21 protein-coding genes are annotated in these 22305 nt (G+C 65.7%); 8 read left to right on the top strand and 13 right to left on the bottom strand.

Annotation, left to right across the window (positions count from 1 at the left end; translation table 11 throughout):
- The first annotated feature begins 166 nt into the window (after positions 1-166).
- Together JAO75_RS20025 and JAO75_RS20020 are read left to right on the top strand one after the other, a co-directional pair.
- Positions 167-937 carry an endonuclease III domain-containing protein gene (locus tag JAO75_RS20025; RefSeq protein WP_199050912.1) on the top strand — a complete coding sequence of 257 codons (771 nt, stop codon included), beginning with the start codon at positions 167-169 and terminating at the stop codon, positions 935-937.
- Between the two features lie 72 nt (positions 938-1009).
- A complete protein-coding gene (locus JAO75_RS20020; protein ID WP_246742616.1) occupies positions 1010-1495 on the top strand; it encodes a BA14K family protein in 486 nt (161 codons plus the stop codon).
- A 60-nt stretch (positions 1496-1555) separates the two neighbouring features.
- Here JAO75_RS20020 and JAO75_RS20015 read toward each other — a convergent pair whose 3' ends face one another.
- Positions 1556-1906, bottom strand: coding sequence for a RidA family protein (locus tag JAO75_RS20015; RefSeq protein WP_036349533.1), 351 nt, complete (start codon positions 1904-1906; stop codon positions 1556-1558).
- Positions 1907-1979: 73 nt separating this feature from the next.
- A complete protein-coding gene (locus tag JAO75_RS20010; RefSeq protein ID WP_199050911.1) occupies positions 1980-2594 on the bottom strand; it encodes a pyridoxamine 5'-phosphate oxidase family protein in 615 nt (204 codons plus the stop codon).
- 142 nt (positions 2595-2736) lie between these two features.
- Here JAO75_RS20010 and JAO75_RS20005 point away from each other — a divergent pair, with 142 nt between their 5' ends.
- Both JAO75_RS20005 and JAO75_RS20000 read left to right on the top strand, forming a co-directional pair.
- Positions 2737-4416, top strand: coding sequence for an adenylate/guanylate cyclase domain-containing protein (locus JAO75_RS20005; protein WP_199050910.1), 1680 nt, complete (start codon positions 2737-2739; stop codon positions 4414-4416).
- A gap of 620 nt (positions 4417-5036) precedes the next feature.
- Positions 5037-5237 (top strand): hypothetical protein, encoded by a 201-nt coding sequence (locus JAO75_RS20000; RefSeq protein WP_199050909.1) that lies wholly within the window; start codon positions 5037-5039, stop codon positions 5235-5237.
- A gap of 170 nt (positions 5238-5407) precedes the next feature.
- Here the strand turns inward: JAO75_RS20000 and pnp are convergent, their stop codons facing one another.
- The gene (gene pnp / locus JAO75_RS19995; protein ID WP_199050908.1) at positions 5408-7582 is read right to left on the bottom strand and encodes a polyribonucleotide nucleotidyltransferase; all 2175 of its coding nucleotides are present in this window, start codon (positions 7580-7582) and stop codon (positions 5408-5410) included.
- 217 nt (positions 7583-7799) lie between these two features.
- Positions 7800-8069: a 30S ribosomal protein S15 gene (gene rpsO / locus JAO75_RS19990; RefSeq protein WP_199050907.1), complete on the bottom strand. Its 270-nt coding sequence runs from the start codon at positions 8067-8069 to the stop codon at positions 7800-7802.
- A gap of 296 nt (positions 8070-8365) precedes the next feature.
- On the opposite strand from rpsO, the gene JAO75_RS19985 reads away from it, so the two are divergent.
- Positions 8366-8908: a ferritin-like domain-containing protein gene (locus tag JAO75_RS19985; RefSeq protein ID WP_199050906.1), complete on the top strand. Its 543-nt coding sequence runs from the start codon at positions 8366-8368 to the stop codon at positions 8906-8908.
- Positions 8909-9033: 125 nt separating this feature from the next.
- Here the strand turns inward: JAO75_RS19985 and truB are convergent, their stop codons facing one another.
- The 6 genes from truB to rimP form a co-directional block, all read right to left on the bottom strand.
- Positions 9034-9954 carry a tRNA pseudouridine(55) synthase TruB gene (gene truB / locus JAO75_RS19980; protein ID WP_199050905.1) on the bottom strand — a complete coding sequence of 307 codons (921 nt, stop codon included), beginning with the start codon at positions 9952-9954 and terminating at the stop codon, positions 9034-9036.
- Positions 9951-10385 (bottom strand): 30S ribosome-binding factor RbfA, encoded by a 435-nt coding sequence (gene rbfA, locus JAO75_RS19975; RefSeq protein WP_199050904.1) that lies wholly within the window; start codon positions 10383-10385, stop codon positions 9951-9953. The genes truB and rbfA overlap by 4 nt, the downstream gene beginning before the upstream one ends.
- Positions 10386-10486: 101 nt before the next feature.
- Positions 10487-13384 carry a translation initiation factor IF-2 gene (infB, locus tag JAO75_RS19970; protein WP_199050903.1) on the bottom strand — a complete coding sequence of 966 codons (2898 nt, stop codon included), beginning with the start codon at positions 13382-13384 and terminating at the stop codon, positions 10487-10489.
- Positions 13381-14076 (bottom strand): RNA-binding protein, encoded by a 696-nt coding sequence (locus JAO75_RS19965; RefSeq protein WP_210340335.1) that lies wholly within the window; start codon positions 14074-14076, stop codon positions 13381-13383. Before JAO75_RS19965 ends, infB begins: the two co-directional genes overlap by 4 nt.
- Positions 14077-14194: 118 nt before the next feature.
- Positions 14195-15814 carry a transcription termination factor NusA gene (gene nusA / locus JAO75_RS19960; RefSeq protein ID WP_199050901.1) on the bottom strand — a complete coding sequence of 540 codons (1620 nt, stop codon included), beginning with the start codon at positions 15812-15814 and terminating at the stop codon, positions 14195-14197.
- A gap of 115 nt (positions 15815-15929) precedes the next feature.
- On the bottom strand, positions 15930-16550 hold the full coding sequence (rimP, locus tag JAO75_RS19955; protein WP_199050900.1) for a ribosome maturation factor RimP: 621 nt from the start codon (positions 16548-16550) through the stop codon (positions 15930-15932).
- Positions 16551-16803: 253 nt separating this feature from the next.
- Between rimP and JAO75_RS19950 the strand changes: the two genes are divergently transcribed.
- From JAO75_RS19950 to JAO75_RS19940, 3 genes are read left to right on the top strand one after another with little or no spacing between them, the layout of a single operon-like run.
- Entirely contained in the window at positions 16804-17802 is a 999-nt protein-coding gene (locus tag JAO75_RS19950; RefSeq protein ID WP_199050899.1) for an efflux RND transporter periplasmic adaptor subunit, read from the top strand.
- Between the two features lie 2 nt (positions 17803-17804).
- Positions 17805-19052 (top strand): FtsX-like permease family protein, encoded by a 1248-nt coding sequence (locus JAO75_RS19945; RefSeq protein WP_199050898.1) that lies wholly within the window; start codon positions 17805-17807, stop codon positions 19050-19052.
- Complete coding sequence (locus JAO75_RS19940; RefSeq protein ID WP_199050897.1) at positions 19049-19750, top strand: ABC transporter ATP-binding protein; 702 nt, start codon at positions 19049-19051, stop codon at positions 19748-19750. The genes JAO75_RS19945 and JAO75_RS19940 overlap by 4 nt, the downstream gene beginning before the upstream one ends.
- Before the next feature lies 1 nt (position 19751).
- Here JAO75_RS19940 and trmB read toward each other — a convergent pair whose 3' ends face one another.
- From trmB to JAO75_RS19925, 3 genes are all read right to left on the bottom strand, one after another.
- Positions 19752-20435, bottom strand: a complete 684-nt coding sequence (gene trmB / locus JAO75_RS19935; RefSeq protein WP_199050896.1) for a tRNA (guanine(46)-N(7))-methyltransferase TrmB — start codon at positions 20433-20435, stop codon at positions 19752-19754.
- A gap of 154 nt (positions 20436-20589) precedes the next feature.
- Positions 20590-21768, bottom strand: coding sequence for a methionine adenosyltransferase (gene metK, locus JAO75_RS19930; RefSeq protein WP_199050895.1), 1179 nt, complete (start codon positions 21766-21768; stop codon positions 20590-20592).
- Between the two features lie 105 nt (positions 21769-21873).
- The gene (locus tag JAO75_RS19925; RefSeq protein ID WP_199050894.1) at positions 21874-22287 is read right to left on the bottom strand and encodes a helix-turn-helix domain-containing protein; all 414 of its coding nucleotides are present in this window, start codon (positions 22285-22287) and stop codon (positions 21874-21876) included.
- Between the last annotated feature and the right edge of the window lie 18 nt (positions 22288-22305).

The raw sequence follows: 22305 nt of genomic DNA, 5'->3' as shown, positions 1-22305 counted from the left end.
CAATCTTCATCCTGAGGAGGTCACGTCAGTGACCGTCTCGAAGGAGAATCCAGAGAGCACTGGATGATCCTTCGAGACGCAGCCTCACGGCTGCTCCTCAGGATGAGGTTGGAGGGATGGCCGCGAAGGCGTGGAACCACCCTGCCGATTCGCGACTTGCATCGGGATGAATCCGGACCTGCAGGATCTGAAAGCGAAGGCGCTCGCCCTTCATGAGCGCCTCTGCGCGGTCTACGGTTGCCCAATCCCGTATTTCCACACCCTCGATCCCTTGAGCGAGCTGATCTCCTCGCTCCTGTCCCATCGCACCCGCAATGCGGATTCCGGCCGCGCCTTCAAGGCGCTCCGAGTCCGCTATGCCGATTGGCGTGCGCTGATGCATGCGCCGACGGACGAGGTGGAGGCGACGATCCAGGGCGTGACCTGGCCGGACCAGAAGGCGCCGCGCCTGCAGGCGGTGCTGCATGCCATCGAGGAGCGCCACGGCAGCCTCTCGCTCGACTTCTTGAAGGACATGCCGGTCGAGGAAGCGCGGGCCTGGCTCGAGAGCATCCCCGGCATCGGCCCGAAAACGAGCGCGGCGGTGCTGTCCTTCTCGGTGCTGCGCAAGGCGGCGCTTCCGGTGGACAGCCACCATCATCGAGTCGCCCAACGCACGGGCCTCATCCCGTTGTCGGCGGCGGTCGGGCCGTCCCATGCGGCGCTCGCAGCGCTTCTGCCGGAGGAGTGGGACGCGCAACAGGTCTATGACCACCACGAGGTCATGATGCTGCACGGCCAGCGTTGCTGCTTCTTCAAGAACCCGGCCTGCCACCGCTGCGCGGTGCTGGATCTCTGCCCGACCGGGCAGGGGAGGGTTGAGGGAAGGCGGGTTTCGCCGGTTAGGCCAGACGCCGTGCCCGACGATCTTCGTTCCTCACGGTCCCGCGAAAGATAATCCGAAATTGCCGAAATTCGGAACGAGATGCGCCCTTCCGCGTTCGCCTCCCAACAATGGAGGAGTGATTCCATGCGTAAATTCTTCATGGCTGTGGCTGCCACGGCCGCACTCGGCACCTTCGGCCTTGCCGCTCCGGCTTCCGCCGGCGAGGCGCAGACCGCGCCTGTCAACGAGCTTGTCGCGGCCATTCAGAACGGCAGCGTGAACACCGATTATTCGCAGTATGTGGAACGCCGCTACTATCGCAGCCCCCGCGTGGTGGAGCGCCGCGTCTATCGTGGCAGCCCGCGCTATGTGGAGCGTCGCTATTATCCGAACCGCCGCTATTACGGCGACCGTCGCTATTACCGCCGTGACCGCGGCGATGCCCTGGCGGCCGGCGCTCTGGGTCTCGCCACCGGCGCCATCATCGGCGGCGCGCTCGCCCAGTCGCAGGCTCAGGCCGCTCCGGTTTATAACCAGAACCACGCCTATTGCTCGCAGCGGTTCAAGTCCTACGATCCGCGTTCGGGCACCTATCTGGGCTACGATGGCCAGCGCCATCCCTGCCCGTAAGTACGGCACGGCATCAAATAGACGAAGCGGGCCATCTGGCCCGCTTCTTTTTTGGTGACCTTACTTCGCCGCGATGACGGCGATCTCGACCTTGAAGGCCGGGGTCGCGAGCTTCGCCTCGACGGTCGCGCGGGCAGGGGTGTTGCCGGGAGACACCCAGGCATCCCACACGGCGTTCATCTCCTGGAACGTGCCCATGTCGGTGATCCAGATGTTGGCCATCAGGATCTTCGACTTGTCGGTGCCGGCTTCAGCCAGCAGGCTGTCGATGATGGACAGGATTTCCTTCGTCTGCTCGGTGACGCTCTTGCCTGCGCTCTCATGAGCGACTTGGCCTGCGAGATAGACGGTGTTGCCGTGAACGACGGCGCCGCTCATGCGCGGGCCGGGCTTGATGCGCTGGATCGTCATGGATTGTCCTTGAGCCTCACTTTACGAAAACGAGACCTGCCTTTTCGGGGGCAGGGGAGCGAAGGTCAAGTCATCAATAGAGAGTGGTGCGCTGCCGCTCCGGCAAAGCCCGGTCGTAGGCCTCACCGCCCGCCTCATTATTGGTGAGCGCGGCCAGCATCTGCCCGGCGCTCGGCAGGCTCTCGCGCGGCACGTGGCGGGCCGGGTTCCACAGCTCCGAGCGCAGAATCGCGCGGGCGCATTGGAAGAACACCGTCTCGACCGTGATCACGATCACCGATTTCGGCGCCTTGCCGTCGATGGAAAAGCTCTCGAGCAATTCCGAATCGACGGAAATCACCGCGCGCCCGTTCACCCTTAAGGTCTCGCCGATGCCGGGAATGAGGAAGAGCAGCGCGATGGCCGGGTCCTGCACGATGTTGCGCAGCGAATCGATGCGGTTGTTGCCGCGCCGGTCGGGCAGGAGCAGGGTCTTGTCGTCTAAGACACGCACGAAGCCCGGCCCGTCGCCGCGGGGCGAGCAGTCGAGCCCTTCAGGCCCCCGTGTGGCCAGAGCCGCGAAGGGGGAAGCTTCGATCAGGGCGCGGTATTCCGGCACGATCCGGTCCGCCTCCTTCAGGAGCGAGGCCCTGTTGACCTCGCCGTAGAGCGCTTCGAGTTCGCCGAGGCTGGTGATGGTGTGGGACATGATTCGCGACCGGGTTCTGTCCGTCCGGGAATAAACGGTTTGCCGTTCCCGTCCAGGGAGTGTGATTTGACATTGGCGCGTGCGGCTGCACCTGCATAGCCAAGGCAAGCCCCCGATGCAGGATCGCGAACGGTCACCGTCCATGAAGCAAACCGAGACAAGACCGGCATCCGAAGCGGCGGCGCCCGGCCCTCGCATCCCCTGGCGGGAGATCCGTCTCACTTCGGGGCTCGTGCTCGCAGCCTTTCTCCTGACCCATTTCAGCAACCACGCCCTGGGCCTCGTCTCGGTCGAGGCGATGGAGGCCGGACGCGCCTGGTTCAACCGCCTGTGGCGCAACCCGGTCGGCACAACCCTCCTCTACGGCTCCCTTCTGCTGCACTTCGGGCTAGCGCTTCAGGCCCTTTATCGGCGCCGGACCCTGCGCATGCCTGTCCGCGAGGCGGCGCAGCTGATCTTAGGCCTGAGCCTGCCCTTTCTCCTGATCGGCCATGTGACGGGAACCCGGATCGAGTGGACTTTGACCGGTCACGATTCCGGCTATCCCGAGGTGGTGCGCAATCTCTGGCTTCTCAGCCCCGAGGTCGGAGCCCGGCAGGCGGCAGCCCTGGTCATCGCGTGGCTCCACGGATGCCTCGGCGTCTATTTCTGGCTGCGCCCGAAGCCGTGGTTTCCCGCTTACGCGCTGCTCCTGTACACGGCGGCCGTGCTCGGACCCGTTTTCGCCCTGCTCGGCTTTGCCGAGGCCGGCCAGGAGATCGCCGGGGCGCCGGAGCGGTTCGCCACCCGGGCGGCTCCCGCCTCCGACCTGCTGCCCCTGGTCGGTCCAGGGCTCTATGCCGTCTTCGGCGGATTGCTGGCGGCCACCTTCGCAGCGCGGCTGATCCGCAGCGCAAACCTGTGGTCGCGGCGGGTCCAGATCCGGTATCCCAACGATCAGGTCGCCACCGTGCCGGCAGGCTTCAGCGTGCTGGAGGCAAGCCGCATCGCCGGGATTCCGCACATCTCGGTCTGCGGCGGACGGGGCCGCTGCTCCACCTGCCGGGTGCGGGTGATCGAGGGCGCCGAGGGCCAGCCGCCGCCGACTGCCCAGGAGCGGGGCACGCTGGCGCGCATCAAGGCCGGCCCCAATGTGAGGCTCGCCTGCCAGTTCCGCCCGAGCCGGAGCGTCACGGTGGTGCCGATCCTGTCCACGGGCCGCAACGGCATGACGGCCCTGGTGCGCGCCGGGCGCGCCCAGGGGCAGGAGCGCGAGGTCGCGGTGCTGTTCTGCGACCTGCGCGGCTTCACGAGCCTCACCGAGAAGCGCCTGCCCTTCGACACGGTGTTCATTCTCAACCGCTATTTCGAGGCTGTGGGCGAGGCGGTGGAGGATGCGGGCGGCTATATCGACAAGTTCATCGGCGACGGGGTTCTGGCCTTGTTCGGCCTGCGCACGACCCCGCAGGAGGCGGCCCGGCAGGCGCTCGATGCGGCGCTCAGGATCAAGGCGGGGCTCGCCCGCCTCAACGAAGACTACGCCAGCGAGTTCGAGCACCCCTTGAGGATCGCCATGAGCCTCCACGCAGGCCCCGCCATCGTCGGCCAGATGGGCTACGGCCAGGCCACGAGCCTGACGGCGGTGGGCGACACCATCAACGCAGCGAGCCGCCTGGAGGGGCTGGCCAAGGAACTCGACGTGGAACTGGTGATCTCCGAAGACCTCGCCACCCTGGCCGGCCTCGACCTCTCCGACCGCAACCGCCAGATCGTCTCCATCCGCGGCCGCGCAGCGCCCTTGGGGAGCTGGATCATTCCGGAAGCGGGGAGTTTGGGGCGGTGATCCTGAAGGTGATTATAGCTGCTGTTGCTCAGGTGTAATTTCAAAACGTTTAGTGGAGCCAAAAGCTAAGTTAAGGCCTTAGTTTTCTAAACAGTAGTGATATACATTTTGTATAGTTATTCGATGCCTTGGGTAGAAGTTCGCTAATAAATTAGAGGTGGTCTAGCGGTTTCTGATTCGCGGAAAAGCGCTGACTGTTATTCACAACTGTATGTGCATTCTGTGGATATATAGTGAGTAACTAACAGGCCTAAATCTTCTTCGTCAGATGCGAATTGAGATTTTTCGGCTTATATCTCAAAGGTTTATAGGAATTTCCGCAGCTACCCACGTTTCCCAATATCATGCACAACTCTGCACATGGAACTACTTAGTGGAAGACAAGTTCTTGACGTAGGGCTCGTATCGAAAATACGAATCTAGGTAAGGATAAGAAGAACCGCCCAGAGCTGGTACCTCTGAGCGGTTCGGAAGCCCTAGCCCAGCGATAGCAGTCGTGGGGCGGCTGATGCAAACGTGGTGGTTTGCGTTGTGCATTGAGAGTCCATGTGGACTCCAGTGTCAACTCAAATTCTGAGCATTGGTTCACGACTGCGCTCCGCTCAATCACGGAGGTGAAAATGAGCAAAAGGCGCAGTGGGAGCCGCATTCCCACATTTGATGAGGCTGTCGAAATTCATCGGCGGCTTCTTCGCGGCGAGTTCCAACACGATATTGCTGCGTATTTCGGCTTCAATCAGGGCCGTATTTCCGAAGTGAAGTCAGGCAAGCGTCATCCACTGGCACTTGTCATGGTTCAGCAGGGAGGCGGCTATGAGTAAGAAGACGGTGACTGTTCATCGTAGCGCGGTCTCAGGGCGCTTTGTCAGTTCAAAGACTGTCAAATCCAACCCGAAGACAACTGTCACAGAACGTCGGCCGACGAAGCCAAATAAGTAAAAAGAAAGGGCGGCTTTAGCCGCCCTTTCCGTTTCCAGTTCTGTGAAGCGAATTACTCGCCGGCAGCCTTCTGCTGGTCGCGCTGGGCGCGCTCGGCGTCGCGTTCGGCCTTGAGCTGCTCGGTGATGTCTTCGCCAGTCTCCTGGTTGACCACCTTCATGGACAGACGGACCTTGCCGCGCTCGTCCATGCCGAGGAACTTCACCTTCACCTTGTCGCCTTCTTTGACCACGTCCGTGACCTTGCCGACGCGGTTCTTGGCAAGCTCCGAGATGTGGACGAGGCCGTCGCGGGAACCGAAGAAGTTCACGAAGGCGCCGAATTCCATCACCTTCACCACCGTGCCCTCGTAGATCGTGTTGATCTCGGGCTCGGCCACGATGGAGCGGATCCAGTTGTAGGCCGCCTTGATCGACTTGCCGTCGGCCGACGCGATCTTGATGAGGCCGTCGTCGTTGATGTCGATCTTGGCGCCGGTCTTCTCCACGATCTCGCGGATGACCTTGCCGCCCGAACCGATGACTTCGCGGATCTTGTCGACCGGGATCTGCATGGTCTCGATGCGCGGAGCATGCTCGCCGAGCTCGGCGCGCGGTGCGGTGAGCGCCTTGTTCATCTCGGCGAGGATGTGCGTGCGGCCGGCCTGAGCCTGGTCCAGCGCGACGCGCATGATCTCTTCCGTGATGCCGGCGATCTTGATGTCCATCTGGAGCGAGGTGATGCCCTGCTCGGTACCGGCCACCTTGAAGTCCATATCGCCGAGGTGATCCTCGTCGCCGAGAATGTCGGACAGGACCGCATAGCGCTCACCCTCGAGGATGAGGCCCATGGCGATGCCCGCCACCGGACGGCGCAGGGGCACGCCCGCATCCATCAGCGCCAGCGAAGCGCCGCAGACGGAAGCCATCGACGAGGAGCCGTTCGACTCGGTGATCTCGCTGACGACGCGGATCGTGTAGGGGAAGTCGTGAGCGGCCGGCAGCATCGGGTGGATGGCGCGCCAGGCGAGCTTGCCGTGGCCGATTTCGCGGCGGCCGGGCGAGCCCATGCGGCCCGTCTCGCCGACGGAATAGGGCGGGAAGTTGTAGTGCAGCAGGAAGGTTTCCTTGCGGGTGCCCTCGAGCTGGTCGATGAACTGCTCGTCCTCGCCGGTGCCGAGCGTCGCCACCACGAGAGCCTGCGTTTCGCCGCGGGTGAACACGGCCGAGCCGTGGGTGCGGGGCAGAACGCCGACCTCGGAGACGATCTGGCGAACGGTCTTGAGGTCGCGGCCGTCGATGCGGGAGCCGGTGTCGAGAATGTTCCAGCGCACAACCTTGGCCTGCACTTCCTTGAAGGCCGCCTTGACCTTCTCGGGCTCGAACTTGGGTTCGCCGTCGGCGGGGAGAAGCTCGGCCATCACCTTCGCCTTCACGGCGTCGACGGCAGCGTAGCGGTCCTGCTTCTTGGTGATCTTGTAGGCCTCGCGCAGGTCCTTTTCGGCGATCGCCAGAACGGCCTGCTCGACCTCGGACATATCGGCCGGCTGGTAGTCGCGCGGCTCCTTGGCGGCCTTCTCGGCGAGGCGGATGATGGCCTCGATCACCGGCTGGAAGTGCTTGTGGCCGAACATCACGGCACCGAGCATCACGTCCTCGGCCAGTTCCTTCGCCTCGGACTCGACCATGAGCACGGCGTCGGCGGTGCCGGCGACCACGAGGTCGAGGGAGGTCTGGTCCATCTCCTGCAGCGGCGGGTTCAGCTTGTACTGGCCGCCGATGTAGCCGACGCGGGCGGCGCCCACAGGACCCATGAAGGGAACGCCCGAGAGGGTGAGAGCGGCGGAAGCCGCCACCATGCCGACGATGTCAGGATCGTTCTCGAGATCGTGCGAGAGCACGGTCACGACCACCTGAGTGTCGTTCTTGTAGCCTTCGACGAAGAGGGGGCGGATCGGGCGGTCGATGAGGCGGGAGACCAGGGTCTCCTTCTCGGTCGGACGGCCTTCGCGCTTGAAGTAGCCGCCCGGGATGCGGCCGGCGGCATAGGTGCGCTCCTGGTAGTTCACCGTGAGCGGGAAGAAGTCGACACCGGCCTTCGGCTCCTTGGCCGAGACGACGGTGGCGAGGACGGTGGTCTCACCGTAGGTGGCGACGACGGCGCCGTCGGCCTGGCGGGCCATCTTGCCCGTTTCGAGCACGAGCTTGCGGCCGGCCCAGATCAGTTCTTCGCGTTGAGTATCGAACATGCGTTCAGTCTTTCATGACAGTCGGGGCGGGGGCTCGATGCCATGAGCAAGACGGCAAGAGACTCCGCGGCGGGTTCGATCCGCCTGCACAAGTCTCTTGCGATCCTGCCATGGTCATCGCGTCTGCCGCCTCCTTGAGAGTACACCGGGACCGTCTGGTCTTGACCGGTGTAGAGGCCGTCCGGAGCCGGGCTCCGGACGGAAGTCGGTGAAAAGCTTAGCGGCGGATGCCGAGCTTCTCGATCAGCGTGCGGTAGCGGCTCTCGTCCTTCTTCTTCAGGTAGTCGAGAAGCGAACGGCGTGCCGACACCATCTTCAGGAGGCCACGACGGGAGTGGTTATCCTTGTTGTGGGTCTTGAAGTGACCGGTCAGGTTGTTGATCCGCTCGGTCAGAATGGCGACCTGCACCTCGGGGGAGCCGGTATCGCCAGCCTTCTGGGCGAATTCCTTCACGAGCGTGTTCTTGCGCTCAGCCGTAATCGACATCGTCAGTCCTTTCAGGTTGGTTTTGTAAGGAGACCTTGGCCCTCAGGGCTTCGGGTCCGGGGCATCCGGAAGGGCCGGGCCGGGATGTCGTCCAGCGCGGTCCGAACTCGGACGCGTCTTTCGGGGCATACGCCTTCAAAAAGATGGCGCACCATACACGAAATGCGCCCGAGTGCCAGTGAAATCGTTTTTCTCAAGCGGAGCAATAAGATGCGCCGATTGGGCCGCTCCCGGCGGAACTAGTTTTCCAGGTTACGGTTGGTGAACCAGAGACCCCAAGAGAGGAAGCTGACATCATGAGCGCCACCACAGGCATGGCCGACCTTACGTCCTCGGAGGACATCCGGAACATCTTCATCACGGGCCTGGAAAACGCCCACGCCCTTGAGAAGCAAGCCATTCAGCTCATGGAGCGGCAGGTCGAGCGCTTCGAGAACTATCCGGAAATGTCGGACCTCCTGCGCAGGCACATCAAGGAGACGGAAGGCCAGATCCGCCGCCTCGACGAGGCCCTGCACAGTTTCGGCGCCGACCGCTCGATCCTGAAGGACATGGCCACCCAGTTCATGGCCAACCTGGCGGCGGCCGGCCATATGCCGATGGCCGACGAGGTTCTGAAGAACACCTTCGCCAACCACGCCTTCGAGAACTTCGAGATCGCGACCTACAAGTCCCTGATCGTCATGGCCGAGGCGTCCGGGAACCAGAAGTTCATCCCGGCGCTCCAGGAGAGCCTGCGCGAAGAGGAAAAGACCGCCCAGGCGGTTTACGACATGATCGAGCCGATCACCCAGAAATTCCTAATGCGCTCGGCGCAGGGCCAGAAGGCCGACCGGTAAGGTCCAGCGCAATTCATGAACGTCATGGCCGGGCTCGTCCCGGCCATTGCCGTCTCTGAAACGCTTCTCACTGTCATTCCGGGCTCGGCCTATGGCCGCCCCGGAATGACAGTGGTGAGGATGGATCAACCCCCCAGGTTGAACACCCGGTGCGGCACGAGTTCGCCGCGCTCCACGTCGCCGACGGCGATGAGCACGCCGTTGCAGGTGGCATAGACCTTGCCGGACAGCGGCGCCTCGCGGCCGCGCAGGATGATGGACTGGCCGCGCATGAGGCGGCCGGCCATGTCGCGGCTGACGGCAATCGACGGAATTTCGCTGAGCGCCGTCTCCACCGGCCGCAGGGCCTCGGGAGCGGTGGCGACATCGTCGACCGTCACGGCGTCATGCTCCGTGAACGGACCGACGCGGGTGCGCCTGAGCGCCGCGATATGGCCGAGGCAGCCGAGCGCCCGGCCGAGGTCACGGGCGATGGCCCTCACGTAGGTTCCCTTGCCGCAATCGGCCTCGATCACCGAGCGGTTGCCGTCATGGTGGATGAGGGCAAGTCGGTCGATCTCGACCGTGCGCGGCTGAAGCTCCACCACCTCGCCGTCGCGGGCGAGGTCGTAGGCGCGCTCGCCCGCGATCTTGATGGCGGAAAAGCGCGGCGGCACCTGCTGCACCTGGCCGGTGAAACGGGGCAGGAACGCCTCGATCTCGCCCGGCTCCGGCAGCCTGTCCGTGCGCTCGACCACCTCGCCCTCTGTGTCGTCCGTGGTGGTCTCAGCGCCCCAGGCGACGGTGAACACGTAGGATTTACGCCCGTCCATGACGAAGGGCACGGTCTTGGTCGCCTCGCCGAGAGCGATCGGCAGGATGCCGGAGGCGAGCGGGTCGAGGGTGCCGGCGTGCCCGGCCTTCTTGGCCGAGAGGCCGCGCTTGACCACCGCGACCGCATGGGTCGAGGTCATGCCGACGCCCTTGTCGAGGATGATCCATCCATTGACGTCGCGCTTCTTCGGTCGGTCCCCGTGGGGCCTCCGCTGCGGGCGTTCGTCGCTCATGAATCCTGCTCGCTGTCGTCGTCGGAAATGTCGAGGCTGGATCTGCCCGTGTCGCGGGCCACCCGCTCGGTGCGCAGGAGCGCATCGATCCGTGCGGCCTCGTCGAAGCTCTCGTCGCGGCGGAAGCGCAGGTCGGGGGCGAATTTCAGGTTCACCCGGCGGGCGACCTCCTGGCGCAGGTGCTTCTTGTTCTTCTCCAAGGCCTTGAGCACCGCTTCCTCATCCTTGCCGCCGAGGGGCATGATGTAGGCGGTGGCGAGCTTGAGATCCGGCGACATGCGCACTTCGGGAATCGTGATGACGTTTTTCGTCAGCACGTCGTCCTGCAGGTCGCCGCGGGAGAGGACCTCGGCGAGCGCATGGCGCACGAGTTCGGCCACGCGCTGCTGGCGCTGGGAGGGTCCGGTGGTTTGTTCGAAACGTTTGGCCATTTTTCATCTCCGGGGTTGGACCGGACGGTTCAAAAGGGATCATGGCCGGGAATGACCCGACCATGAGAGATGTTCCAGATGGTGAGAAGATCAGAAGCGGCTTAGAGCGACCGCTTCACCTCTTCCACGCGGTAGCACTCGATGAGGTCGCCGACGCGCATGTCCTGGTAGTTCTCGAAGGACATACCGCATTCCTGGCCGGACGTGACCTCGCGGGCATCGTCCTTGAAGCGCTTGAGCTGCGAGAGCCTGCCTTCGTGGATGACCACGTTGTCGCGGATCAGGCGGACATGGGCGCCGCGCTGGACCACGCCGTCGAGGACGCGGCAGCCGGCGATCTTGCCGACCTTCGACACGTTGAACACCTCGAGGATCTGCGCCTCGCCGAGCCGCTCCTCGCGGAGCGTCGGAGCCAGCAGGCCGGACATCGCCGCCTTCACGTCATCCACGAGGTCGTAGATGATGTTGTAGTAGCGGATCTCGATGCCGGCGCGCTCGGCCGCCTCGCGCGCTTCCTTGTGGGCACGCACGTTGAAGGCGAGGATGATGGCGCCCGAGGCTTCCGCCAGGGTGACATCGGATTCCGAGATGCCGCCGACGCCGGCCTGGACGATGCGGGCGGCCACTTCCTCGTTGCCGACCTTTTCCAGGGCGCCGACGATGGCTTCCGCCGAGCCCTGCACGTCGGAGCGGACCACGAGCGGGAACTCCTTGCGGCCGGCTCCGGCCTTGAGGTCGCGCATCATGTCGGCCAGCGTGCGTCCGGCGGAGCCCATGCGGGCCGCCTGGCGCTCGCGCTTCTGGCGGGTGCGGTACTCGGTGACCTCGCGGGCGCGGGCCTCGGACTCGACCACCGCGACGCGGTCGCCGGCCTCGGGCGTGCCGTTGAAGCCCAGAACCTCCACCGGGACGGAGGGACCTGCCTCCTTCACGTTGGCGCCGAGATCGTTGATCAGGGCACGCACGCGGCCCCACTCGGCGCCGGCCACGACGATGTCGCCGGTGCGGAGCGTTCCGCGCTGCACGAGAACGGTGGCCACGGGACCGCGGCCGCGGTCGAGCTTGGCCTCGATGACGGTGCCTTCCGCCGAGCGCTCGGCATTGGCCTTGAGGTCGAGGATTTCGGCCTGGAGCTGAAGGCCCTCGAGCAGGCTCTCAAGCCCGTCGCCGGTCTTGGCCGACACCTCGAACTCGAGGGTTTCGCCGCCCATGGATTCGACCACGATGGAGTGCTGCAGCAGCTCGGTGCGCACCCGCTGCGGGTTGGCGTCGGGCTTGTCCACCTTGTTGATCGCCACGATCAGGGGCACGCCGGCCGCCTGCGCGTGGTTGATCGCCTCGATGGTCTGCGGCATGACGCCGTCATCGGCCGCCACCACCAGCACCACGATGTCCGTCACCTTGGCGCCGCGGGCGCGCATGGCCGTGAAGGCCGCGTGGCCGGGCGTATCGATGAAGGTGATCTTGCCGCCGAGCGGCGAGGTCACCTGATAGGCGCCGATATGCTGCGTGATGCCACCGGCTTCGCCGGACACCACGTTGGTCTTGCGGATCGCGTCGAGCAGCGAGGTCTTGCCGTGGTCGACGTGGCCCATGATGGTCACGACCGGCGGGCGGGACTCGAGGTTCTCGTCCACGTCCGGCGTGTCGAACAGGCCTTCCTCGACGTCCGATTCGGCAACGCGCTTCACCGTGTGGCCGAGCTCTTCCGCGACGAGCTGCGCGGTATCGGCATCGATCACGTCGGTGATCTTGTGCATCTCGCCCTGCTTCATCAGGAACTTGATCACGTCCACGGCGCGCTCCGACATGCGGTTGGCGAGCTCCTGGATGGTGATCGTCTCCGGAATCGTCACCTCGCGGGCGATCTTTTCCTTCTGCTCCACCTGACGGTGGCCCATGAGACGCTGGTTGCGGCGCCGGAAGGCGGCGAGCGAGCGGGTGCGCTCTTCCTCGCCCGAGGTCGCGTTGGCCAGGGTCAGACGGCCGCGGCGCTTCTCCTCGCCGGGAGCCGCCTTGGGGGTCTTCGGCAGGGCCGCGGGCTTGGCCGCGACGCCCGGACGGCGGATGGTGCGTGCGCCCTCCTCGTCATCCACCACGGCAGCGCGGGCGGCAGCCGGGGGAGCCGTGCGGGCATGGGGCTTTGCCGTTTCCGGATCGGGCACGACCGGCGCAGCCGGGCGCGCCATGTGGTTCAGGCTCGGCGGACGGCCGCCGGTGGTGCCGACGCCGGGGCGGCTGAAGCCGCCGGAACGCGGACCGTCCGAACGGGGAGCGCCGGTGCGCGGGCCGTCGGAACGGGCGCCGGCGGGACGCGGGCCATCCGAACGGGGGCGATCCGGGCGAGGACCGTCGAAGCGGCCACCCTCCGGGCGCGGGGCGCCGGTGCGGGCTGCCGGAGCGGAGCCTGCAGCCTGACGGGGAGCCTCCTCGCCCAGGCGGCGGCGAGCCTCGTCCTCGGCGCGGCGCTTGCGCTCCTCGTCCTGACGGCGGCGCTCGTCTTCCTCGCGCTTGCGGGCCTCGGCGGCTTCGCGATCCTTGGCCTCGGCAGCTTCGCGCTCGGCGCGGCGGTCTGCCTCTTCGGCCTGTCTCTTGCGGTCTTCCTCGTCACGGCGGCGCGCATCGACGAGCGCGTTCATGCGGGCATCGCGCTCCTGCTCGGAGAGCGTCTGCAGCACCATGCCGCCGGAGCGGGGCGTATTGGGAGCGGAACGCTGCGGACGTCCGCCCTGGGCGGGGGCCGCCGGCTTCGGCGTCGGAGCGGCTGGCTTGGGCGCAGCCGCAGGGGCCGCTGCCTGTTGCGGCGCGGGCTTTTCGTCCTTGGCCCCACTACCGGGGCCGACAGCAGGGCGACGCTTCACCGTCTCGACCACCACCGACTTGGACCGGCCATGGGAGAAGCTTTGGCGCACCACGCCCTGTTCGACGGGGCGCTTCAGAGAAAGCGTCTTGGACGACACATGAAGAGTCTTGTCGCCCTGGTTTTTCGTATCGGTCATTCCGCCTCAGTTCCTGCGGGTTTCATAGTCTTGGGTTCGCCGGTCTCGTTTTCGAGGCCAGTTTGATCGGCGCCGATGCCGCGAAAGAGGCGGTAACGATGCCAGCGGTTCAGAAAGCCGTCGCTCCCAGCGCCCGCGACGAGGGCAGCATGTATCACATGTGACCGGCCTAATGCCAAATCCAATTCGTCATTCGACAATTCTTGGATGACCGGAAAGCTAGATATTGCCTCGCCGAGGCGTTTTCGCAACGGGTTCGCCAATTTTCTTCGCCCATCTTCGGCCGCCTCTGCGGCATGAATAAGGGCAACGATGGGCTTATCCGTGATGGCCGACTCGACTTTGTGGAAGCCGGTGATCACCGATCCCGCCTTGTTGGCCAGCGCCAGGCCCTGACGGAGATCGTCCCGGAGAAGGCGCTCGATATCCTGGGCCAGGGTCTCCGGAACCTTGGCCTCGGTCTTGAAGGCGCGGGAAAAGAGGCGACGTTTGGCCGCCTCTTCCACCATGCTGGCGCGGGCCGTGACCCAGACGCCGCGGCCCGGCAGCTTGTGCCTGAGATCGGGCACGACCTGGTGGTCGGGCCCGAGGACAAAGCGGATCAGTCCCGCGGGGCCCTGGGCCTCGCGGGTGACGATGCAGGTGCGCTCCGGTTCATGCCGCGGCACGAATGCTGACCTCGCTCCGAGCATCGGACCCAAAAGTGGACACCACTTTTGGGTCCAATCCGATGCTCATTTCCTTTCCCTGCGCATCGTTGGGCGCGGAAAACCGGGACCACTTTTCCGCACGATGCGCTAACCATTGCCGTTAAGAGGGCTGAGCCTCGGTCTCGGCCTCTTCGGCCGATCCCTCGGTCTCAACGATCTCTTCCGGCTGCTCGATCCAGCCCGCCTTCACGCGGGCGGCCATGATCATGTTCTCCGCATCCGCACGGGACACGTCGAAGCCGTCCAGGGCCCCCTTGTAGCGGGTGGCCTCGGGGCCGCGGCCCTCCGTCCAGCCGACGAGATCGTCGGTGGCGCAGCCGGCCAGATCCTCGACGTTCTTGATGTCGTTCTCGCCGAGAGCCACCATCATGGCGGTGGTGACGCCGTCGATCTCCTTCAGGTCGTCGGAGACGCCCAGTTCCTGGCGGCGGGCGTCGTTCTCGGCCTCGATGCGGGCGAGATATTCCTGCGCGCGGCTCTGGATCTCGGCGGCCGTGTCCTCGTCGAAGCCCTCGATGGCAGCCACTTCACCGGCATCCACATAGGCGATTTCCTCGACGGACCGGAAGCCTTCCGAAGCCAGGAGCTGGCCCACGACCTCGTCCACGTCCAGCGCGTTCATGAACAGCTCGGTGCGCTCGGCGAATTCCTTCTGGCGGCGCTCGGACTCCTCGGCCTCGGTCAGGATGTCGATGTCCCAGCCGGTGAGCTGCGAGGCCAGACGCACGTTCTGGCCGCGGCGGCCGATGGCGAGCGACAGCTGGTCGTCGGGCACCACCACCTCGATGCGGTCGGCCTCCTCGTCGAGCACCACCTTGACCACCTCGGCCGGCTGGAGCGCGTTGACGATGAAGGTCGCCTGATCCGGGGACCAGGGGATGATGTCGATCTTTTCGCCCTGGAGCTCGCCCACCACCGCCTGGACGCGGGAGCCGCGCATGCCGACGCAGGCGCCGACCGGGTCGATGGAGGAATCGCGCGAGATCACGGCGATCTTGGCGCGGGAGCCCGGGTCGCGGGCCACGGCCTGGACCGTGACGATGCCGTCATAGATCTCCGGCACTTCGGATGCGAAGAGCTTCGCCATGAACTGCGGGTGGGTGCGGGACAGGAAGATCTGCGGCCCGCGGGCCTCGCGGCGCACGTCGAAGAGATAGGCGCGGATGCGGTCGCCGGGGCGGAAGGTCTCGCGGGGGATCAGCTCGTCGCGGCGGATGATCGCCTCGCCACGGCCGAGATCGACGATCACGTTGCCGTACTCGACGCGCTTGACCGCGCCGTTGACGATCTCGCCGATGCGGTCCTTGTATTCCTGGTACTGGCGGTCGCGCTCGGCGTCGCGCACCTTCTGGACGATCACCTGCTTGGCCGATTGCGCCGCGATGCGGCCGAAATCGAAGGGCGGCAGGGTGTCGGCGATCACGTCGCCCACCTGGGCCGCCGGGTTGTGGCGGGTGCGGGCCTCGGCCTGGGTGATCTCGCGGGAGTCGTTCTCCACCGCGCCGTCCTCGACCACGAGAAGATGCCGCGACAGGCGCAACTCGCCGGTCTTCGGGTCGATCGTCGCGTGGATGTCGGTCTCGGCGCCGTAGCGCGACCGGGCCGCTTTGGCGATGGCGTCCGCCATGGCGTCGAGGACGATCTGCTTGTCGATCACCTTCTCGCGGGCGACCGCATCGGCGATCTGCAAGAGTTCAAGCCTGTTGGCACTGATAGCCATCGAGGTCGCTCCTTAATTCGGTTTCGTCTCAGAGCAGGATGCCGTACGGCCTCCCGCTCCTATTCCTTTGGTTCGCGCATGATCTTACCGGTGAACCGGCATCCACTTCACCGGATCATGCGTCGTTGGACGGGTCCTGCGGCTCATCGGGCGCATCCACCACATCCGTGTCTTCATCAAGGTCGTCCGTGGTCGGCGCCGTTCCCCGGCGCAGCGATTCACGGATGAGGTCGTCAGTCAGAACGAGGTGCGCCTCGCCCAGATCCGTCAGAGGCAGGCGCGCGATGGGGTCGAGGCCCTCCTTCACGTCCGGCAACTCGACAACGAGCTTTCCGTTCTCAACGCCCCGGAGAAATCCCCGGAAACGCTTGCGGCCTTCCAGAGGCACGGCCATCTCGATCTTCGCGTCGTAGCCGGTCCAGCGCTTGAAATCGCTCTCGCGCACGAGCGGCCGGTCGATCCCCGGCGAGGAGATCTCGAGGTAGTAGGCCGTGTCGATGGGATCCTCGAGGTCGAGCACCGGCGAAATCGCCCGGCTCACGGTCTCGCAATCGCTCACCGACATGGTGCCGTCCGGCCTCTCGGCCATGATCTGCACGGTGCACCCGTTCGTGGGGGTGACCCGCACCCGCACGAGATTGAAGCCCAGATCTTCGATCACGGGCTCGACGATGGCCGCCACTCGGGCGGCGACGCCGTTCTCGGTAATCAGCCGCTTGTCGCGTTCGTTGGTCATGGCTCTCCGCACGCTCCGGCATTCAGGCAATAAAAAAGAGCGGACCCGGCGGGGCCCACTCTTGACCAGCAGCTTGACGCTGCAACCAGAGCTGACGTGCAACTTATAGCGATTCAAGCCCAAAAAAGCAAGGGTCCTCCATAGAGCCATCGGGGCAGGCCCTGCGACAGGGTCAAGGCACCTCCGGAAAGTTCCTCAATCGCCGCCCGGCTTCGCTTATGATAGAGGAACCTGTGTTTTTGGGAGCCGTTCCTTGAAGCTGTCCCGCCTCCTCATTCTCCTGGCGCTGCTGCTGGCAGCGGGAGCGGCCACTTGGCGCTTCAGCCGGCCGCAGGAGGTCGCCCTCGTGTCGCCCCGGCGCGGCGAGGCCGCCGAGATCGTCTATGCCACGGGCATCGTCGAGCCCCGCACCTGGGCCAAGGTGACGCCGCTGCTGCGCGAGCGGATCATCGAGCTGTGCAATTGCGAGGGCGAGGCGGTGGAGCGCGGGGCCGTGCTGGCCCGCCTCGACAGCCGCCAGCCCGAGGCGGCGCTGGCGGAATTGCGGGCGCGGCAGAAATTCACCCAGACCGAATACGAGCGGATCACGGCCCTCATGGAGCGCCGGGTGGCGAGCGAGCAGGCGCTGGACCGGGCCCGCAGCGAACTGGGGCAGATCGAAGCCCTCATCGCCGGCCAGGAGACGCGGCTCGAGTCCTATGTCCTGCGGGCGCCGGTGAGCGGCGTGGTCCTGCGCCAGGACGGCGAGGTGGGGGAGGTGGCCGAGCCCGGCACGGTCCTGTTCTGGGTCGGCGAGCCCAAGCCGCTGCAGGTGGAGGCCGACGTGAACGAGGAGGACATTCCACGCGTGGCCGTCGGCCAGCGCGCCGTCCTCAAGGCCGATGCCTTTCCCGACCAGGTGCTGGAAGCGCAGGTCGATTCGATCACCCCGAAGGGCGATCCGGTGGCCAAGACCTACCGGATCCACCTGTCCCTGCCGGAGGATACGCCCTTGCGGATCGGCATGACCGTGGAGGTGAACGTGATCGTCCGCGTCGCCTCCGAGGCTCTCCTCGTTCCCAGCAATGCCCTTCGCGGCGGCAGCCTTTTCGTGGTGGAGGGCGGCGTGGCGAGGCGGCGGGACGTGAAGGCCGGGATCCGCGGGACCGGCCATACGCAGGTTCTGGAGGGATTGAACGACACCGACCGGGTGATCGCTCCCTTCCCGGACGATCTCGCCGACGGGACGAAGGTTTCGGAAAAGCGGGGGTAAGCGTGCGCCTCATCCTCGAACTGGCCCTGACCCACATCGCCGGACGCGGCCGCCAGACCGTCGTGGCGATCTTCGGCGTGGCGCTCGGGGTCGGCTTTTCCATCGCCATGGCGGCGCTGATGCAGGGGACGGAAAAGGACTTCATCGCCCAGCTCGTCGACACCATGCCCCATGTGCAGATCACCGACGAGCGCCGCACCGCGCGCCGGCAGCCGGCCGAGGACTTGTTCGCCGCCGCCCAGTTCGAGGGCCTGCGCCCAAAGGAGGACCGGCGCGGCATCCTCAACCCGGCGGCCGCCACCGCTTCCTTACGCTCCTGGGTGCCCGGCCGCATGGCCCAGAGCCTGCGCACGCAGGGCGTGATCCGCTATGCAGGCCGCGACGTGGGGGTGGCCGTTATCGGGATCGATCCGGAGACCGAGGCGCGGGTCTCGTCAGTGGCTGGCGATTTCGTGGAGGGCAGCTTCGATGCCCTGCGCGCCGGCGGCAACAACATCGTGGTCGGCGACAGCCTCGCGCGGCGGATCGGCGCCTCCACGGGCACCACGATCCAGGTGGTCGCCCCGACGGGACAATCCCGGGGCTTTCGCATCGTCGGGCAGTTCCACACCGGCAACAATGCCCGCGACGAGGGCGAAACCTATGTGCTCCTGAAGAGCGCGCAGATCCTGTCCGAGCGCCCCAACGCTATCAACGACATCCGCCTTCAGCTCGACGATCCCGAAGCGGCGCCCCGCGTCGCCCGCCAGGCGGAGGCCGAGCTCGGCTACAAGGCGGTGCCCTGGCAGGAGGCGAACGAGTCGCTTCTGGAAGCCCTCGTGGTGCGCAACGTGGTCATGTACACGGTGGTGGGCGCGATCCTGCTGGTGGCGGGCTTCGGCATCTTCAACATCATCTCCACCATCACCCACGAGAAGGCGCGCGACATCGCGATCCTGAAGTCGCTGGGCTTCACCCAAGGCAACATGCGGCGGCTGTTCCTGATCGAGGGGCTGGCCTTAGGGGTGGCCGGCTCCCTGGTCGGCTGGCTCATCGGCTTTCTCCTGTGCTTTGCCCTGTCGCAGGTGGAGTTCAAGCTTTCGGGCGCCGGCGTCGGCCGCGAGATGACCCGGCTGCCGCTGTTCTGGAGCCCCTGGCACTACGCCATCGCGTCGGCCTTCGCGCTGATCTCGTCGGGCGTCGCCGGCTACCTTCCGGCCCGGCAGGCGGCGCGGCTCAATCCGGTCGACATCATCCGGGGGGCCACATGAGTCTGCTCATGGAGGCCGAACATCTCACGCGCATCCTGCCCGCCACCGTGCCGGTGACGCTGGTGCGGGACGTGTCGCTGAGCGTGGGCGAGCGGGAGTTCATCGCCATCACCGGCCCGTCCGGCTCCGGCAAGTCGTCGCTCCTCTATCTCCTCGGCCTGCTCGACCGCCCGACGAGCGGGACTTTAAGGATCGCCGGGCAGGATACGTCGTCCCTGGACGACGATGCCCTTGCCCGCCTGCGGCTTGAGATGCTGGGCTTCGTGTTCCAGTTCCACTTCCTGCTGCCGGAATTCTCGGTGCTGGAGAACGTGAAGCTGCCCATGCGCAAGGCGGGCCGCCTGACCTCCTCCGAGATGCGCGATCGCGCCGCGAGCCTGCTGGAGGAGCTTGGCCTGGCCGGCCATCTCGACAAGCGGCCCGACCAGCTCTCCGGCGGTCAGCGCCAGCGGGTGGCCGTGGCGCGGGCGCTGGCCAACGATCCCCATGTCCTCCTGGCGGACGAGCCGACCGGCAGTCTCGACAGCAAGAGCTCCGAGCAGGTGTTCCAGATCCTGCGCGACCTCGTGAAGAAGCGCGGCAAGACGGTGATCGCGGTGACGCACGACATGGACATTGCGGCCCGCGTTGACCGGCGCATCCACCTCGTCGACGGCGCAGTGGTGAGCGACGAGCGCGTGGTCCCGGCTGCGGTTTGAATCAGACGCGGATGAGGGTCAGATAGCTCGGCACGCGGCCCTCGCGGATCGCCTTGGCCTCGTAGCGGGTGCCCGGCCAGCCCTCGTAAGGAACCCGCCAGTCGTCGGCGCGCGTCGCGGTCCAGCGGAAATGCGGGGAGCGCAAGGCGCGGGCGAGCACCCAGCCGATATAGTCGTCGATGTCGCTGGCAAAGCGCAGCTCGGCGCCCAGCTTCATCACGCGGGCGAGCATCTCCAGATTCTCGTCGGAGACGAGGCGACGCTTGCGCTGCCGGCGCTTGGGCCAGGGATCGGGATAGAGAATGTAGACCCGGTCGAACGAGGCGTCGGGCAGGGTCGGCAGCAGGTCGGTGACGTCGTCGTCCCAGACCCGGACATTGTCGAGGTGTTCCTGCTCGACCACGGCGAGAAGCTTCGCCATGCCGTTCACGAAGGGCTCGCAGCCGACGATGTTGATGTCGCGATGGGCGCGGGCCTGGGCGGCGAGATGCTCACCGCCGCCGAAGCCGATCTCGAGCCAGGCTTCCCGCGCCTGAGGGTTCGGAAACTGGCCGGGAATATCGCGGCCCGGGACGACGCGAATTGCCGGCAGCAGGTTCTGGACGAGATCGTCCTGTCCGGCGCGAAGCTTCTTGCCTTTCCGGCGCCCGAAGAAGGCGCCGGCGCGTTCCGAGGCTTCGCTCATGGGACAGATGCTCCTGAAGACGGAATGACTGGCTCGAATGGCCGGTGCTGATCGCGGCGGATAATACATTGAGAGCCGGTCCTCCTCACGGGGAACCGGCTCTTTATCGTGAGTCTCAGTAGGGCCGGGATGCCCCGGCCTGCTCGAACAGCCCTTAGCGGAACGCCGCCTTCAGGCGATCGGCAAGGTCCGTGCGCTCCCAGGAGAAGCCGCCATCCTGGTCGGGCTTGCGGCCGAAATGGCCATAGGCCGAGGTGCGGGCATAGATCGGACGGTTGAGGCCGAGATGCGTGCGGATGCCGCGGGGCGAGAGGTCCATGGCGTCCATGAGGACGGCTTCGAGCTTGCCCTCGTCCACCGTGCCGGTGCCGTGCAGGTCCACATAGATCGACAGGGGCTTGGCCACGCCGATGGCATAGGAGAGCTGCAGGGTGCAGTTCGCGGCAAGGCCTGCGGCGACTACGTTCTTGGCGAGGTAGCGCGCGGCATAAGCGGCCGAGCGGTCCACCTTGGTCGGGTCCTTGCCGGAGAAGGCGCCGCCGCCGTGGGGAGCGGCACCGCCATAGGTGTCGACGATGATCTTGCGGCCGGTGAGGCCGCAATCGCCGTCCGGGCCGCCGATCACGAACTTGCCGGTGGGGTTCACGTGCCAGATGGTGTCGGGCGAGATCCAGCCCTCGGGCAGGGTCTGGCGGATATGCGGTTCGACGATGGCGCGCACATCCTCGGAGGAGAGGCTCTCGTCGAGGTGCTGCGTGGAGAGAACGATCTGGGTGGCCGAGACGGGCTTGCCGTTCTCGTAGCGCACAGTCACCTGGCTCTTGGCGTCGGGGCCGAGCTTCACGGCATCGCCCACCCGGCCCTTGCGGGCGGCGGTCAGGTTCTCGAGGATCTTGTGGGCGTAGTAGATCGGCGCCGGCATCAGGTCGGGCGTCTCGGTGCAGGCATAGCCGAACATGATGCCCTGGTCGCCTGCGCCCTCGTCCTTGTTGCCGGACGCATCGACGCCCTGGGCGATGTGAGCCGATTGGGCGTGCAGGTACACGTCGATCTCGGCGTTCTTCCAGTGGAAGCCGTCCTGCTCGTAGCCGATGTCCTTGATGGCGTCGCGGGCGAGCTGGATCACCTTGTCCTTGGTGATGGAGTCGGGACCGCGCACCTCGCCGGCGATGACCACACGGTTGGTGGTGGCAAGAGTCTCGCAGGCCACGCGGGCCTCCGGCTCGGCGCCCAGATAGGCGTCGACGACGGCATCGGAAATCCGGTCGCAAACCTTGTCCGGGTGCCCCTCGGAGACCGACTCACTGGTGAAAAGATAGCTCGAACGCCGCACGACGGAATTCCTTCAGGCGATGGAAAAGCAGGGCCCACGGGTTCCCGCAGGTCTGAAACCATGCTCATGCCGCACGCTTAAGGAAAGGTCAAGCGAACGTGTTCTTTATGACGAACGTTCCGCTTCGTCCTGGGCTGCCAGCGAAGCGACGAGCTGGACGATGCTCTTGCGGACCTTGGGGTTTGTGATCCCGGCGAAGTTCCGGACCAGCTGCAGACCCTCCGGGGTGGACATCATGTCGGCCACGTAGGTGGGCGGGGTCTCTTCCGCAAAGCCGGGGGTGGATGTGATGCTCGTGACGCCGTTGAGGAAGAAATGGATGTCGACGCCCAGGATCTTGGCGATCTCGATCAGACGAGCCACGCTGATCCGGTTCATGCCCTTTTCGTATTTCTGAACCTGCTGGAAGGTCAGTCCCAGCATGTCGCCAAGCTTCTCCTGGCTCATGCCGATGGACACGCGGCGCATGCGCACGCGGCTTCCGACTTCCTTATCGATAGAGCCCGTCGACTTCTTCATTTGGCCCCACTTCCTTCC

The organism is Microvirga splendida (assembly GCF_016427565.1).
GTDB classification, from domain to species: domain Bacteria; phylum Pseudomonadota; class Alphaproteobacteria; order Rhizobiales; family Beijerinckiaceae; genus Microvirga; species Microvirga splendida.
Note: the sequence above shows the minus strand (reverse complement) of the source record. Positions and strands in the feature narration are given on the sequence as shown.